Genomic DNA, 14,998 nt, shown 5'->3' on the forward strand with positions numbered 1-14,998 from the left:
GCGGTGAGAAAAATCGGATTGCTAGAACTTTTCGCGCATTTCATAAGTGAAGCGAAATCGATTGTACACAATGGGGTATCCCTGATCACGTAATTGTTGTACCATTCTTTCAATTGTGCGTGGAGAGACACGGAGTTTTTTAGATAAGTTATCTGGCGTTCCAGTACGTTTATGCTCTGCCAGATGTTTTATAATTTCCAGTTTTTCCGCATATTCAGTGAACTTCATTGGCAATAGTTTTTGTGGTTAAATGCTGAAAGGAACAATGCAAAGAGAACCATGACCTGCGGATGCTAATCGTCATTCGTATGTTCTCTTTAGACTTAAGTATATAATTCCGGCAAAAAGTACTGTATGCGTTTATTATCTTTTTTTTGCTTTCCGTGACTTCTGCAGGTGCTTATTCCCAAACGGCTTTGTAGCTAAAAAAGGCTACCATGGCTTAACTAATGGGATAATGGATGATAAAACAGTAAGCAACGCAATCAGTGTTTCATCTTTCCCCGATGTAAAAAATACCAAGTAGTTGGTATTTGTTTTAATAACAGTTATATATAACTTCACTCAAATTTTATTCTGATAGATTGGTTTAGCTGCGACTATCTGATAGTCACTACGTCAGTATATCCGAAGAACGGCATTTCATAGTTTCATGGCGTGTATCTATCTGTGACAGCATAGGCATTTTTTATGCTTAAAAACCTGGATGCCTGAAAAGCATACTTTTTGGCAGATAGCATTTCTGATAGTAAAAAACGGGACCAGCTTCTGCTTGCACGAAAGGATGATCTAACCCATCTTTCTTTGTGATCTGACACAATTACTTTTTCTATTGAAAAAAGTATTAACAGACCTACGACAGGACCCTTAAACTTCTTCGCAGAAATTCATTGGAGCGTTGGACGATTTGCTATATAAGTTGTCCGTCAAATTGCGTGATTATTAATTGGCAATGTCTAACCAAGTATTTATCCAGGCAATAACCCCCTGAAATTAAGTAAGCTAAATCCCCTCTCCCATATTTGAAAATCGAAAATTTCCCTGTTATCTGAGTAAATAGCCCCTTGTGAATATGTACCACCTTTGTTTCACAAAACAAATACTTAAAATCATGGCTACAGAAAAAACTTGGTTTATTACAGGTGCTTCAAAAGGTTTAGGATTAGCACTGGTACAACGCTTACTTAAAGAAGGCTACAAAGTAGCAGCAACTTCAAGAGATGCTGGTATGCTAAGTAAGGAAGTAAACTATACGGGCGAAAACTTTCTGCCCCTTCAGGTTGATCTAAACAGCAACGAGAGCGTTCAGCAGGCAGTGAAGCAAATTATCACCAAACTGGGTGGTATCGATGTTGTTGTTAACAACGCCGGTTATGGCCAACTAGGCACACTGGAAGAATTGACAGATGAAGAAGCTCGTAAAAACTTCGATGTAAATGTCTTCGGTACATTGAACGTGATTCGTAATGTGATGCCACATTACCGTGAGAAGAAGTCCGGAGCGTTTTTCAATATCTCTTCTATTGCCGGTTTTTTGGGCACCTTCCCTGGATGGGGTATCTATAATGCTACGAAGTTTGCAGTAGCGGGATTAACAGAAGCACTGTCTGCCGAAGTTAAATCAATGGGCGTGTCTGCGACCATTGTATATCCGGGCTATTTCAAAACCAATTTCTTACTACAGGGTTCACTCCGCACCGCTGCCTCGCCTATTAGTGAATACAAAGAGGCACGTGACCTGGAAGTAATTCATAACGAGCAGATCATCGGCAATCAGCCAGGGAGCCCCGAAAAAGCAGCGGCAGCTTTTATCCAGATAGCAGCAATGGACACCAAACCGCTGCACCTCTTCCTGGGATCTGATTCTTTCGGTATGGCCAATAGTAAAATTGAAGCCTTACAGGCGGATTTGAAGACATATGAAAGCATCAGCAGGTCTACCGATTTCTAGGAGCTTTACCAATAGCTAATATGCATGACCAGGGCTTTCACAAAACTGGTCATGCATATTTAGAAGAGTAATTTTTGGTAAATTAGTATAGCAGTAATGGCTTCGCCAGTAAGTACATTTTGTTGATTTTCTTAAGTATTTTAGCTTAGTAGTATGGAAAATTCTTCAATACCAAGGAAAGAGCTTGAGACTTTCGCTACAGAAAGTTATAAAATACCATTGTTCGATGTGCAGCATTATCCGGTCGATTCCAGCTATTTTATCATTCAGAATAGAGAAACCTATCCCGTTAAGGATTATATCTCACCACACCGTCGAAAATTCTACAAGATATTTCACATGACCTCTGGAACCGGCATACTTACGGTAGGCCTCCACCGGTATGAAATGGGACGCAATGAAATCGGATTTCTACACCCCGATGAGATTGTATCCTGGCAAACCACATCAAAAGAAACAGGTGGCCACTTTTGCTTAATACACCCTGACTTCTTTGGCCGGGATGCAGAGCATGTGCTCCAGTGGTTGAAGCAGTTTCCTTATTTTTTACCAGACAAAGCAGTTGTACAGCTTCAGGAAGACCAATCAGCCGCTATAAACGGATATTTTGCTACTATGCTGAGAGAAGCCCAAAGCGATAGTGACGACAGCAAACAAGCCATCATGCTTCAGCTTCAACTACTTTTACTGGAAAGTCAGCGAGCAGGAAAAAATCGTATTCAGACGGAAGTGCAGGAAAGTTATGGTCATATATATAAATTCCTGTCATTGCTGGAGTCTTCTTTTCAGGTACGGGACCGTAACGCATTAACCAAACTAAAAACAGCAGCTGAATTTGCAGATGAACTGCATGTGCATCCCAACTACCTAAACTCACTTGTAAAAAAACATACAGGTAAAACCGTTAGAGATCACATTCAGGAACGTTTGCTTCACGAAGCAAAGTCTCTTCTCGTTCATACCGATTGGGGAATAAATGAAATTAGTGATGGCCTTGGATTTTCAGGACAGGCCGCCTTTACTTCTTTTTTTAAGAAAAAGGAGAATATCTCCCCCCTGGCATTTCGAAAAACGATCTCGAATGCAAGGATAAGCTAAATCCGGCCATTACAATGCAGGAAAATATTGAACTTACCGTCAGCTGTTATACAAGAGCACATTTAATTCAGGAACATGTAACTGAGGATGCTTATCAGATCTTTCAGGTAGTATCGGGATCAGGGTTTGTTTTACTGGAAAAACACCTTTCCTTTCTTGCAGCAGGAGACCTCATCTTTCTAAAGCCTGGCAGCAGGGCTGTCTGGAGCTTGTCTGGCGGATCAATTTTGCATTATTGCAAGGTACAGACACTATATTTTGAGCAATCCCCCTATATTATCAAATTGTTCAAGCAAGACCCAATTTTCAACTTCAGGGTAATTATCAGCAACTTACCACGCGGACAAGCGGCCACAATAGGGGTACTTTTTCAAATGATAAAAGATGAAGTACAGGGACCACATGACGATAAAAAAGACGCTATACTGATCCACCTTCAGATGTTGCTTTTATTAGCCCATAGAGTAGGCCATACATCCCTGGAAAACTAACCACTCACTTATTCCTATCCACTATTTATCGATGAGCACCTATAACACCACGCTTATGTCTGATTATAGCATCATGCATACGCCCCAACTTCCTATACCTCAACAAAGCTGCCAGCGACACAACGGCTACAGTTACAAGGGATATGTATATCCAGGCAGGTATCGGCATTGGGTCACCCTTTGCATAAGAATGCAAACCTGACAGATAGTAGTTCACACCAAAGTATGTCATGATCACTGTTGAGAATGATACCACCGACAGGAAATTGAACAGGAATTTACTTTGCATACCTGGTATAAGTCTCAGGTGAAGCACAAATGCATATACTATGACAGATATGAAGGCCCAGGTTTCTTTAGGATCCCAGCTCCAGTAACGACCCCAGCTTTCATTGGCCCACATGCCGCCTAAAAAAGTACCACAGGTAAGCATAAATATACCGATGATCATTGACAGCTCATTGACAATGGTCAATTCCCGTAATGAATTCTCTATAAAACATCTCCTTGCGGGATTATTAACAATATGTAGCAGCAATACAAACAGGCCCAATAATGCGCTCAGGCCCAGAAATCCGTAGCTGGCAGTAATAATAGCCACATGAATCATCAGCCAGTAAGATTTAAGAACTGGCACCAGTGGTGTTATCTGTGGATTCATCTGAGCACCACCATGAGCAAAGCCCATCAAAATAACAGCAATCAATGCGCCCGCAGCCGGAATGTAGGCATTACTATTACGGTATAGAAGCAGACCCGAAACAAGACCGATAAGACTGATAAACATCACCGCTTCATAACCATTACTCCAGGGTGCATGCCCCGAAATATACCATCGTATAACCAGTCCGAACGTCTGCAATAAGGCAGCCAGCACTAATATTGTTATCAGCGTCCGGATAATATATTGCAACACCTTGCTACTGTTAAACATCGCAACAAACGCCATTAACAACAGCAGGGATCCGATGACAGCATATAATAACATCAACTTGAAAAACAGGTTCCAGGAGTTAAACCTGACTTCCCAGTTCAGCTTCGTCTGCGCAGGCATCACAGCCGCCCCTTCTGAACGCTGTAATGATGTAAGCTGTTGTAATAACTGGTCCGGCTTCTGCCATTTACCATTGCTACGCGCATGTTGTACCGCCTGAAAGTAAGCCACTACTAACTCCTCTCCCCTGTTCTGTGGTGCTTGCATCAGGCTTACTGATGTCCAGGTGTTGTTACTATCACCGCGAACGGGCAAAATCCGCAGATACCTTCTATTTAATAGCATTTGAACGACCTGCATTTTATCGTTCAGCTCAATGACTTCCTTATCGTAATTATCCTGCTCGGCGGCCCTTCTGGCGAACGCACTATTATATTCCTGCTCCAGTAAAAAATGTGCATCACCGGCGGTATCCACCGTCAGCAGATGCATAATGGTGGTCAGTCCTTCCGCATTGGCTTTTGTGCGACTTAACAACGCTTTCCCACCCCGGTCATTTACTTTTATCAGGGGCACATTCAACCATTCAGCAGGATCAGTGGTGACGGCCAATAAGAACTGGTTAGCGTCAAATGTATAATAGCTGTCATGACGGTACAGCTTTCTGAGTATCTCCAGCGCGAGGGTGTTCGCTGGTTCGATCCTCCCATCAATGTTCTGGACAGGCATGTATCCAAAGGCGGTAGCATGTTCCTTGTCCGGTACATTTCCTGGTACCTGCTGGGCATAGCCGGACATGCCACATAGCAGACATATCGCCAGTACGGTAATTATTTTTTTCGAAGAAGCTGTATTTAACTGTTGCCGTAAAATCTGAAAGCGTGTACCCTTCCAGAACAGGGTAAAGAACATGCCTGCAAACAACATCACATAGCCGATATAGGTCAGGCTTGTACCAGTCACATCGTGATTGACAGATAATATAGTCCCCTTTTCATCAACATCATAACTGCTCTGAAAAAAACGGAATCCGCCGTAATCAAGGGTATGGTTCATGTAAATATTATAAGGCGTCAGGTTACCGGCATCATTGACCGTCACCTGCGATGAAAACGAAGAAGGCGCATTACTTCCAGGATATTTCCCTAGCCTGAATAGATCCAGATGAAGATGGAACGGCGTATAATAATACCGGGAGCCGTATCCCAGGTCGACCTGCATATCCTTCAACCTAACACTTGTCTGAAAACCGGTGTATCCTCTGCCACCATAAAATGATACCGTGTCCCGACCTCCCCCAGTAGCAATTTCCATTATTGCCAGATCCGGATCAGACGCATTCCTTTTCAGATCTCCCTCATAGTATACAAGCCTTCCCCTCCGTGGCAGCTCGGGTACAACAACTAGCAATCCTGTACTAAAATTATACAGGGCACGTAGTTGAAACGCCTCTTTTCCGTTGACCATGCTGATGGAATCAGTTTGTCCCGTAGCCATTACACGATAGCGTGCAGCCAGCGCAGAACGGACGTATAAACGTCCACTGTCAACACTGATCTCTATACCATCAGGGACTGCCTTTTCAAACCCTACATCCACGCCCTGTAGCGACCTTGTCTCCCCAGTTGGTATATAGATATTCTTACGGCTGCCATCTTCTATCGTGACCAGGTGCAACACCATTGACGCACTGGCGTCCGGTAACAGAGAATCCTGCGCCCTGGGGATGAAATGCAGCATACGCGTCGTAACTTCTTCACCGTAAAAGTTGTAGGTTGCTGTAAAAGGTCGCTGAAACAGTCTGAGAAGGCTCGGTGTGTTAGCGGGAAGAAACGCTGTTTTTTTAAGAGGATATTGCTGTACTTGACTTCCTCTGGATATCTGTACCTTAAAGAAGGTCGCTTCTGAGATGATTTTATTCTCCATCTGCCCCTCCCGGATATGCATCGTACCTTCAAAGCTCAGATACCGGGTAACTGCACCACCCAGAAAAATGAATAAAAAGGCCATGTGAAAAACAAGCAAGGGCCATTTGTTTCTTTTATACAATTTATATCTCACAATATTGCCCAAAAAGTTAGCCACTAACAGGATCATCACCAGCTCAAACCACCAGGAGTTATACACCAGCTCCTTTGCTGCCGGCGTACCGAAATCATTTTCGATGAATGTTGCCCAGCCCATTGCAAAGGCAAATACAATCAGCAACAACCCCATTGTCCTGGTCGAAAAAAAGACTTTCTTTAACATAATCAATCGCTAAAACCTTATTTGGAAAAACCTATAGACACTGTTCAACCCGTCTATTGTCAACTTCCTGGACATATCGTTTCTTCAGGCAGTTGTTAAGCCGGGCGTATCATATTTATTTATCTAAAAAACAACACATCCGCTGAGACTACCTGACGGACTATTTATACAAGCCAGGATCATTGTGGTGAAAGCAGTGGATCTCTCACGAATTGTATATCGTTGAGCGTCTTTAAAAAAGCCATTAGTTTTATTTTATCTTCCTGCGTCATTGTTAGTCCTGGTCTACCCTCGCGTATAAACAAAGAATCAAGCCCCGGCGTTAGCTCCATTAAATCCGTATAATGATTCAATACGGCTGCCACTGTCAGATACCGTCCATCATGCATATAGGGAGCCGTGTATGCCAGGTTACGCAGGCTGGGCACGCTGAAGCTATACCGATCTGAAGGCTTCAGTGTAACGGCATATCTGCCCACATCATTTACAGCAGTAATACTCAAGCCATTATTGCGGAATGAATGGTCAGTGAATAAAGGCTCGGCATGACAGGCTGCACATTTTTGCTGATAAATAAAATAACCTTCCCGCTCTTCAACGCTAAATGTCACGCCCCCTTCACGACGCATAACGCTGTCGTATTTCGAATGACTGCTTATGCACATCAGCATGAATTGTGACAATGCCTTTAAGACACGTGCACTTGTAATATCTTCTGTTCCGAAAGCCCCTTTGAATAACCCTGGATACTGCGGATGACTTTTCAGCTTGCGGATGACATTCTCCATATTGTTATCCATTTCTGCATGATTAGAGATAGGCGCCAAAGGCTGAAGATCAAGATCAGTAATACCACCGTCCCACATGAATGTAGCAGACCAGGCCAGATTCATGATCGGCGGTGAATTCCTTGTGCCCAGGCGATCATCAATTCCATGACTGACATCATGCCCATGTTGCGTAAAACCAGCCGACTGGATATGACAGCTGCCGCAGCTGATAGTGCTGTTCCTGGATAAGCGTGGCTCATAAAACAGCTTTCTTCCCAGTACAAATCCCGCCTGTGTGATGGTGTTATTTTTAAAGCGGTATAAAGGAGGGGGAAAATTCGCTGGTATCGAAAAAGAATGAAATTGCCCCTGCTGATTACCACCATAGCACCCCAACAACAGCATCATTAATAAAGTCGTACACGCACCGGCTACTCTGCACATCACGTCAATTTTCTGTATGATCATGCCTGAACATAGTGGCATAGTTATTCGCTATGTTGATACTATAGTCACTAAACATCACCTGTGAATGATTCATTAACCGCACCTGGGACGGGCCATCAAAGACTTTCGTAACATCTACCATCAGATGGATATTACTATGTGTATCTTCTTTAACGATAGCTGTTCCTGCTGCTGTGAGATCAATGCTGACTATTCTGCTATTATTGATACTCGGCGCAGTATATCCACCAAATCCGCCAATATGAAACCGGAATCGCTGCTTAGCATCAATCGTAGCCGGCACAGCAAAGGAAGTGCCTTCCATCTTAAAAAAGATATAACCACTATTCCAATCCCAGTACATACCTTCCATGCCACCAGCAGGATCAAGCACACCTGTTCTCCTGGCAATATCCATGGTATTGCGCAAACTGTCAACGCCCACCATAAATGCCAATCTGTTATACTCGCCCTCCGGCACTCTCACGTTTGCAAAGCGTGTTTGCGCATCCTGTTCCCTGATTAGAAAATAACTACTATCCTGCGGAACGGTGTAGGTAAACCCATCGGTACGGGTCAGGCTGATGTTACTGATGTAGTACTGAAGAACATCTACCGAGTAGGTCTCTCCTGCGGTATTTTTGTAAACACCTGTCCCTAATTGCAGATTTTGATCCCCGGCTATATTATCAAACTCTATTGATAAAGGCGCCAGTGTATCCTGCCCATTTTTTCTGCTACAGCCTATTATTGAAAAGATCAGTAATGCTGTTGCAGCGATCATCGAAAAACACTTCTTCATAGCTCATATGTTACGCAAAAATTGTTGGCAATAAATATAACTAGTCCACTGTTCTAAATAGAAGATAGCACCAGGCAGGAGAACCTGCCCGGTTGAGGGCTGAGTCATTCAATTTATCTATCAAGCTTAGACCACATATTGACCATGGTGCGACATCACCAGGCTATCATTCTTTACACAAGCTTTACTGCAACAGAAGTAATCAGATAATATATGGCCCAGGCGCTGAAGCTGATGATCAGCACATATATCCAGAAAGGGATACTTTGTGGCGTTTCGCTTCCTGTAATGATAAAAGATTGCTGATCACCTTTGCCATAAGCATTTATCATCAGCGGCACTATACCATCGACGACGGCATTCTCTTTGATTCCCTCTACAGCTACGGCAGGGCCATTGCGTACTTCGAAGGGTATCACCCTTATTCCTTCCTTACCTGCAGGATCTTTACTCACAATCTTCAGGGTATGCATGCCGTCAGTCAGTTTATTGGTATCAAGTTTAAACTGGACAGGCGTCTGTAACTGTGCTGCCGGTGTTTTGTCATCGTCGATAAAGATGTAGACGGTGCTGTGATCCTTCATATGATCAATGATTTATGATGCTTGTTTTAATATGGTCCCGCATAGACTCATCAGGTCGGATCAGCCATTTTACAGATAAAAACAAGGTGATTAATACAAACACCACCGTCACTACAATAATCACATAGTCCCATTGACTATCTGGTCCCGTTCCGTGGGTGATGCCCCGTAAAAATTTCGGTTGTTGTTTTTCGCATGCCGGACAGGCCAGCGCCGCGTAGGCAGGAAGCAACAACAGCATAAGGAGGTAAATTCTTTTCATATCAGTATTATTACTTTTTCACCTTTTCCATGAGCGTTTTTACCTGCTCCTCTGTTACTTTGCGGCTATTATTTCCCCATGAACTTCTTTCATGGTTCATGATGGCCGCTACTTCGCCGGCACTTAATTTATTCAATGTGCCAACGGCAGGCATTTCACCAAAGCCTTCCTGTACCCGTCCACTATAGCCATTCATAATAATATCTACCATTAACTCCGGATCATCATTCAAAACTATTTTGCTCCCTTTTAAGGGCGGGAAAGCCCCCTTCAGTCCTTCACCGTTGGGTTGATGGCAACTCTGACAATTGTTTGCATACAGCTCTGCACCATTGAGTGCTGCAGGCGCACCGCCATTGTCAGCCAGCTTTTCACGTTTATAGAGGAACAGCGGGCTCTTTTCATCCGGCAGCTTCACCTGTTGCAAGGATTGCAGATAGGCGACCAATTGCAAGGCTTCTCTGGAAGCCACTACTTTCTGATGTGGTGAAGCCAGAAATGCTTCCGGCACATTCACCACTACATCGCCTTCCTTCAGGGAGTCTTTGATGTCGAACAACCAGGTATAAGCCGGCATAATCGATTGCTCAACGACCGTTCTCGGATTAAAAAGATGTACAAGCTGCCAGTCGCGCGAAGGCTGACGCTTACCCACATTTGTGAGATCAGGTCCGGTACGCTCAGTCCCCATTAATGTAGCGGTGTTATGAAACAAGTCCGTACGATGATTGTCAGCGTAATCGGCGGCAATACCTGGCCGCTCACCCCATATTTTATCCATTTCCACATTACGCACCTGTTGCGTATGGCATGCCACACATCCGTTGGCAACAAACAAAGCCTTTCCTTTTACAGCGTCCTCGCTAAGCACCGGTGCTTCTGGTAAAGGCGCATTATTCTGTTCATTGGAGATAGCGGGTAATATGGCCACTCCCAGGGTGAGTAATAAAAACAATCCCAATGCTGTGCTGTATAGTGTCTTATGATTATCGAACAGTTCCATAGCGTTTATTAAATCGGAGATGAAATAGAGCCCTTTAAATACTGCTCACTTAATTTTTTCAAAGCGGCATCTTTTATATCGGGCGCTGAATTTGCCACTAGCATTTTATACATGTTGTAGGCGAATACAATGTGCGATGTCCACATGAGGCTACCGCCTATTGCACGCCAGAGCCAGTAGGGCGCCATAAATACCACACTGTCTATAAATGGTTTACCGGATTGCCACATGATTCCCCTGTATGTAGCGCCATACATCAATGGGATGGTATAGAATAACAGTCCTATCAGCGCTAACCAGAAGTGAATACCTATAGTGATCTGCGGAGGTTCTTTACCTGTTAATCTTGGTACAACCGTATAAATAGCCGCCCACAGCAAAAACGTAATGATACCATACATCGTGATGTGCGAATGTGCAACTGTGAAGTCCGTAAAATGCCATATCAGGTTAGTGTAACGGAATGCCTCAGCAGTACCCTGCATGGAGCCGGTGAAGTAAAATACGAGGCCCACCAGGAAGAAAGGAAGCGTATAACTATCAGCCAGTTTATGCCAGCCGTTGCGGAAGGTCATAAAAAAGTTCGTACTCCCTGACGTTACCGGGATCAGCATGCCTGCACTACCAACGATGGCGACCGTCTGCAGCCACCAGGGTATGGAACTGAACACAAAGTGATGGGTACCGATGACTGTATAGAAAACTATCTGAGACCAGAAAGCCAGTATACCCAGGCTATAGGAATAGATGGGGCGATTGAGCTGTTGTGGCAGGAAGTAATAAGTAACACCCAGCATAAAGAGCATAAACCACATCCCGACGCCCTGATGCATATAATAACCCTGAATGATCGTCTCTCCGAGACCATCCTGCCAGAAAGGTAAATAGGCCACCAGTACAATGACGATTGCGAATATGACCGCTGACACAATATACCAGTTGGATATGTAAATCTCTTTGGATGTTCTTCTGGCGATAGTCTGCAGAAAGTTTCCAAGCGTAATACATAACCCAATTGCGAACAGTGCCATCACGGGCCATACGTATTCCCTGTATTCTCCGCCGGCGTTATTGATACCCGCCATCAGGCAGATGGTTCCTAATACTACCGCTGCGTTTACAAGTATGAGCGTATACCACCCTCCTTTCAGACTGGCAATTGACGTATTACTTACTCTGGGAACAATATAGTAACCCAAACCCAGCATCGCCAGGGAGGCCCATCCCCAGAAAACAGCATTGGTATGCACCGGCCGTAATCTGCCAAAACTTAGCCAGCTTACATGATCTACGTCAGGGCTGACGAATTTTATGCCTACATACTCGCCTACCGTTGTTCCAAACAACAGCCAGAAGGTGGCGGTGCCCAGGAACCACAGTACCAGTTTCCCCAGTGCAGGATCAATAGGTGGACGAGCAGGAGATGGCTTTTTGCGTGTTATAAAATTGATGTCATTCTCATTACTGATGTCACTTAACAGCCCCTTCTTATCCGCTGCAGCCTGCGTACCGGCCAGTTCATCATGACCAAGTGAATAATCGAGCGCCGCTTTACGTTGTGATAATTCATTCAGTATCTCCGCATCATTTATATCATCCAGGTAAGATGCCAGCTGCGTGGAGTCCTCCTGATATACTTTACGACGGTAATTACCAATCACTCTTCTTAACTTGAAAATCATCAGGGCAATGCCCACCAGCATCGGAATCAATATTAGTATGATGGTGATGATGATACCTGTCTGGTTCATTAATGGAGTGGGGTTGATATCCTGCGCTTTCGCAGACAGGCTACATCCCAACGCAATCAATACCAGCATTTTCATTTTGGTCTGCTGTTTAACCTGCAGCAATGCAGTCAGCTGGCGATTATTCAACTGGCGGATATGTGCGGTAACGTTTTCAAGCTGCGGCTGCCGACGTCTTACCCGCCGGGATCTGATTATGCTTTGCAAACGATACTTCATATACAAGGCCAATTGCAGTATGACCGCCAGGAGTAATAAACAGCAAGTCCATAAGCCAGCTGTGGAATTCATGGCAAAGAAAGCTTTCCCCTTTGACTGCGCTTGTGCACAATAGATGCCGACCATTAGCACAGCTGCTGTCAACATTATTCGCTTTAACCAATGTGGTTTCATTTATTTACTTTTTGATGCTTCCTTTCTCAGTATGTGTCTGTCAACGTAGAATGTTGCGAAAGGGATGAAACAGGAGATTAAAATCTTAGCAGTTGTTCTTGTGAAACTCCATTGCCGCTCCACCCCAACACTCAGGGTCAGCACAATAAACAGGAGAAACAATATGCCGTGTACCGGCCCGATGATCCTGACTAAAACCGGATCGCCACCCCAATATTTCAGCGGAACAGCGATACCGGTCAATACCAGCAACGAGATCCCCTCCATATAACTAACAAGCCTCAGCCGGCCTAAAGATGTTTTTAATAATGATTCCATAGGTGTTGCTTAAATGTGAAAACTGATATCACTTTTCATATATTGACCGGAAGGATCTTCAAAATAATCGCAGCCAGGGCCTTTGCGCAAGAGGAGAGAATGGCCATGGGATGGCAATCAATATGACAACTAATGCTATAAGAAACCATGTTAGCATCGTCTTATACTTCTCCTGGTCTGCTGTAACTCTCTTTGCCCTGGCTGATCCGATTGTTATTAGAACAATGGCAAGCATCATAAGAGATATATGCACGTATTTGAAGAAAGTATGCTGGTTGAAAGATGCTACACCGGCGACCTTCATATTTACCAGCGGACTCTGAATATAAATTGTCATTCCAACCAACAACTGAATATGGGCAATGGTCGTCGTCCAGTGGCGGATAGCATTCACCTTTCCCGTAAAAAGCAGCCTCTGAGACACGCCCCGGAAAGCGGTGTAAATGGCATAGCAAAGACTTCCCAGCATCAGCCACCTTAGCAGCGAATGCAGCACTAACAAAGCGAAATACATGTATTAAGATTTTATTTTAGAAAAGGCAAATAGCATCCTCCATACACAGGTAGCTGCGCATATCATCACAGGCAGGGCTTGCCGCCTTACATTAGTTGCGTATTAAACAGGATATAGGTCCTGATCTCCAGTGTCTTTAAGTGAAGTACGGAAAGCGCGGCGATAATCTGACGGAGTAATCGCAAGCTGCCGCAGAAATATGCGTCGCATAGTGACCAGGTTGCCAAGTCCGCAATATTCGGCAATCCTTTCGAGTGACATATCTGTATCCTCAAGATATGCGCGGGCCTTCTCCACCCTGAGCTTTTCTATAAATTTCGCAGGAGGCATACCTGTATGCTTTTGCAGTACCCGCGTCAGGTTACGGACGCTCATGTTGAAATGCTCCGCGATCTTACTGAGATCTACCGGTTCATGAAGTCGTCCATCCAGCCAAAGTTTCAGTTTTTGTCCGATGTTGGTGGTGTCATAAACAGGCAACAGGTTGCCAAATTGTGCCTGCACGCCGGACCTTCTCAGGTAAAATACCATTTGTCGCGCCACCCGGACCGCAATCTCCTTTCCATAGTCTTCTTCAACAAGCGCCAGGGAAAGATCGATCCCTGAAGACACCCCTGCAGACGTATACATAGGACCATCCTGAATAAAGAATGCATTGCTGTGTACTTCTATAGACGGATATTGTGCTTTCAATTTTTCTGACATCTCCCAATGTGTGGTCGCTTTGCGTCCGTTCAGCAGACCCACTTTTGCCAGTGCAAAAGCGCCTGCACAGACAGACCCTATACGGCGCGTATTGTGTTCATTTATACCGGATAACCACTCATAAAATGGCACCAGCTCGGCAGCCATGAGCTCCCAATGGTCATCACCCGCAATAATCAGGGTGTCAATTGGCGTTTTTACATCCATTGCACAGTAGCGGCAGTTGAAGTCAATTCCAGCGGAAGTGATTACCTTTCTATCATAGGTGGGTGCTACTACTTTTACGTCATATCCTTCGTTTACACCGGTTCCGTGTAAAAGTCTGTCAGCGTTGGTAAACACATCCGCAGGTCCTGTAAAATCAAGCAGCATCTGCCTGGTCATCGCCACGATCACTACCTGTTTCTTCTGCCCTGCTATATCTCCTTTGTTTTTACTAACATCCATGACACAAAATTAGCTACGGGATCATTTGTCTCAAAGGACATTAATTATACATTTTGGGACATGGGCTAAATATTCACAAAACACGATGATGGTGGGGGTAGATACGGGCAGCCCTGGGATCAGCAGCCTGTATATTAGGGACGACTTTCATACCTACAAGCCCAAATTAGTTTGGAAATTGCACACATAATATACAAACTAGTTGGTATTGCCTAAAACAAGATTGATGCTTAAATTGGGAGTAATGGACTTCTTAGAATAAGCCATGGAATATTTCAGTT

The 14,998-nt window shown here is 44.3% G+C and carries 14 protein-coding genes; 3 read left to right on the plus strand and 11 right to left on the minus strand.

Going from position 1 to position 14,998, the window contains the following annotated elements; genetic code table 11:
* Window positions 1-21 precede the first annotated feature (21 nt).
* Complete coding sequence (locus CLV42_RS19495) at window positions 22-228, minus strand: HTH domain-containing protein (RefSeq protein ID WP_106603615.1); 207 nt, start codon at window positions 226-228, stop codon at window positions 22-24.
* 883 nt (window positions 229-1,111) lie between these two features.
* Between CLV42_RS19495 and CLV42_RS19500 the strand changes: the two genes are divergently transcribed.
* The 3 genes from CLV42_RS19500 (at window position 1,112) to CLV42_RS19510 (ending at window position 3,540) form a co-directional block, all read left to right on the plus strand.
* Window positions 1,112-1,951: an SDR family NAD(P)-dependent oxidoreductase gene (locus tag CLV42_RS19500; protein WP_106603616.1), complete on the plus strand. Its 840-nt coding sequence runs from the start codon at window positions 1,112-1,114 to the stop codon at window positions 1,949-1,951.
* A 153-nt stretch (window positions 1,952-2,104) separates the two neighbouring features.
* On the plus strand, window positions 2,105-3,049 hold the full coding sequence (locus CLV42_RS19505) for a helix-turn-helix domain-containing protein (RefSeq protein ID WP_106603617.1): 945 nt from the start codon (window positions 2,105-2,107) through the stop codon (window positions 3,047-3,049).
* A 14-nt stretch (window positions 3,050-3,063) separates the two neighbouring features.
* Window positions 3,064-3,540, plus strand: a complete 477-nt coding sequence (locus tag CLV42_RS19510) for a hypothetical protein (RefSeq protein WP_106603618.1) — start codon at window positions 3,064-3,066, stop codon at window positions 3,538-3,540.
* Between the two features lie 25 nt (window positions 3,541-3,565).
* On the opposite strand, the gene ccsA is transcribed toward CLV42_RS19510, so the two are convergent.
* The 10 genes from ccsA to CLV42_RS19560 all read right to left on the minus strand — a co-directional run bounded on the left by ccsA (window position 3,566) and on the right by CLV42_RS19560 (window position 14,717).
* Window positions 3,566-6,724 carry a cytochrome c biogenesis protein CcsA gene (gene ccsA / locus CLV42_RS19515; protein WP_106603619.1) on the minus strand — a complete coding sequence of 1,053 codons (3,159 nt, stop codon included), beginning with the start codon at window positions 6,722-6,724 and terminating at the stop codon, window positions 3,566-3,568.
* Between the two features lie 179 nt (window positions 6,725-6,903).
* On the minus strand, window positions 6,904-7,962 hold the full coding sequence (locus tag CLV42_RS19520) for a cytochrome-c peroxidase (RefSeq protein WP_245901695.1): 1,059 nt from the start codon (window positions 7,960-7,962) through the stop codon (window positions 6,904-6,906).
* Window positions 7,943-8,743 (minus strand): MbnP family protein, encoded by an 801-nt coding sequence (locus CLV42_RS19525; RefSeq protein ID WP_106603620.1) that lies wholly within the window; start codon window positions 8,741-8,743, stop codon window positions 7,943-7,945. The genes CLV42_RS19520 and CLV42_RS19525 overlap by 20 nt, the downstream gene beginning before the upstream one ends.
* Window positions 8,744-8,916: 173 nt before the next feature.
* A complete protein-coding gene (locus CLV42_RS19530; protein ID WP_106603621.1) occupies window positions 8,917-9,327 on the minus strand; it encodes a cytochrome C in 411 nt (136 codons plus the stop codon).
* Between the two features lie 4 nt (window positions 9,328-9,331).
* Window positions 9,332-9,589 carry a hypothetical protein gene (locus tag CLV42_RS19535; protein WP_106603622.1) on the minus strand — a complete coding sequence of 86 codons (258 nt, stop codon included), beginning with the start codon at window positions 9,587-9,589 and terminating at the stop codon, window positions 9,332-9,334.
* Between the two features lie 10 nt (window positions 9,590-9,599).
* Window positions 9,600-10,592 (minus strand): cytochrome c, encoded by a 993-nt coding sequence (locus tag CLV42_RS19540; protein ID WP_106603623.1) that lies wholly within the window; start codon window positions 10,590-10,592, stop codon window positions 9,600-9,602.
* Between the two features lie 8 nt (window positions 10,593-10,600).
* Window positions 10,601-12,706, minus strand: a complete 2,106-nt coding sequence (locus tag CLV42_RS19545; RefSeq protein ID WP_245901696.1) for a cbb3-type cytochrome c oxidase subunit I — start codon at window positions 12,704-12,706, stop codon at window positions 10,601-10,603.
* Window positions 12,707-12,733: 27 nt separating this feature from the next.
* Entirely contained in the window at window positions 12,734-13,051 is a 318-nt protein-coding gene (locus CLV42_RS19550) for a DUF3817 domain-containing protein (protein ID WP_106603625.1), read from the minus strand.
* Between the two features lie 58 nt (window positions 13,052-13,109).
* Window positions 13,110-13,565, minus strand: coding sequence for a hypothetical protein (locus CLV42_RS19555; protein WP_106603626.1), 456 nt, complete (start codon window positions 13,563-13,565; stop codon window positions 13,110-13,112).
* 102 nt (window positions 13,566-13,667) lie between these two features.
* Complete coding sequence (locus tag CLV42_RS19560) at window positions 13,668-14,717, minus strand: GlxA family transcriptional regulator (RefSeq protein ID WP_106603627.1); 1,050 nt, start codon at window positions 14,715-14,717, stop codon at window positions 13,668-13,670.
* Window positions 14,718-14,998 lie beyond the last annotated feature (281 nt).

It is taken from the genome of Chitinophaga ginsengisoli (genome assembly GCF_003014595.1).
In the GTDB taxonomy this organism is placed as follows: Bacteria; Bacteroidota; Bacteroidia; order Chitinophagales; family Chitinophagaceae; genus Chitinophaga; species Chitinophaga ginsengisoli.

What these genes read in the sequence shown, in the direction of transcription:
- CLV42_RS19495 (WP_106603615.1), bottom strand. Translation starts at nt 228, where the DNA reads ATGAAGTTCACTGAATATGCGGAAAAACTGGAAATTATAAAACATCTG.
- CLV42_RS19500 (WP_106603616.1), top strand. Translation starts at nt 1,112, where the DNA reads ATGGCTACAGAAAAAACTTGGTTTATTACAGGTGCTTCAAAAGGTTTA.
- CLV42_RS19505 (WP_106603617.1), top strand. Translation starts at nt 2,105, where the DNA reads ATGGAAAATTCTTCAATACCAAGGAAAGAGCTTGAGACTTTCGCTACA.
- CLV42_RS19510 (WP_106603618.1), top strand. Translation starts at nt 3,064, where the DNA reads ATGCAGGAAAATATTGAACTTACCGTCAGCTGTTATACAAGAGCACAT.
- ccsA (WP_106603619.1), bottom strand. Translation starts at nt 6,724, where the DNA reads ATGTTAAAGAAAGTCTTTTTTTCGACCAGGACAATGGGGTTGTTGCTG.
- CLV42_RS19520 (WP_245901695.1), bottom strand. Translation starts at nt 7,962, where the DNA reads ATGATCATACAGAAAATTGACGTGATGTGCAGAGTAGCCGGTGCGTGT.
- CLV42_RS19525 (WP_106603620.1), bottom strand. Translation starts at nt 8,743, where the DNA reads ATGAAGAAGTGTTTTTCGATGATCGCTGCAACAGCATTACTGATCTTT.
- CLV42_RS19530 (WP_106603621.1), bottom strand. Translation starts at nt 9,327, where the DNA reads ATGAAGGATCACAGCACCGTCTACATCTTTATCGACGATGACAAAACA.
- CLV42_RS19535 (WP_106603622.1), bottom strand. Translation starts at nt 9,589, where the DNA reads ATGAAAAGAATTTACCTCCTTATGCTGTTGTTGCTTCCTGCCTACGCG.
- CLV42_RS19540 (WP_106603623.1), bottom strand. Translation starts at nt 10,592, where the DNA reads ATGGAACTGTTCGATAATCATAAGACACTATACAGCACAGCATTGGGA.
- CLV42_RS19545 (WP_245901696.1), bottom strand. Translation starts at nt 12,706, where the DNA reads ATGTTGACAGCAGCTGTGCTAATGGTCGGCATCTATTGTGCACAAGCG.
- CLV42_RS19550 (WP_106603625.1), bottom strand. Translation starts at nt 13,051, where the DNA reads ATGGAATCATTATTAAAAACATCTTTAGGCCGGCTGAGGCTTGTTAGT.
- CLV42_RS19555 (WP_106603626.1), bottom strand. Translation starts at nt 13,565, where the DNA reads ATGTATTTCGCTTTGTTAGTGCTGCATTCGCTGCTAAGGTGGCTGATG.
- CLV42_RS19560 (WP_106603627.1), bottom strand. Translation starts at nt 14,717, where the DNA reads ATGGATGTTAGTAAAAACAAAGGAGATATAGCAGGGCAGAAGAAACAG.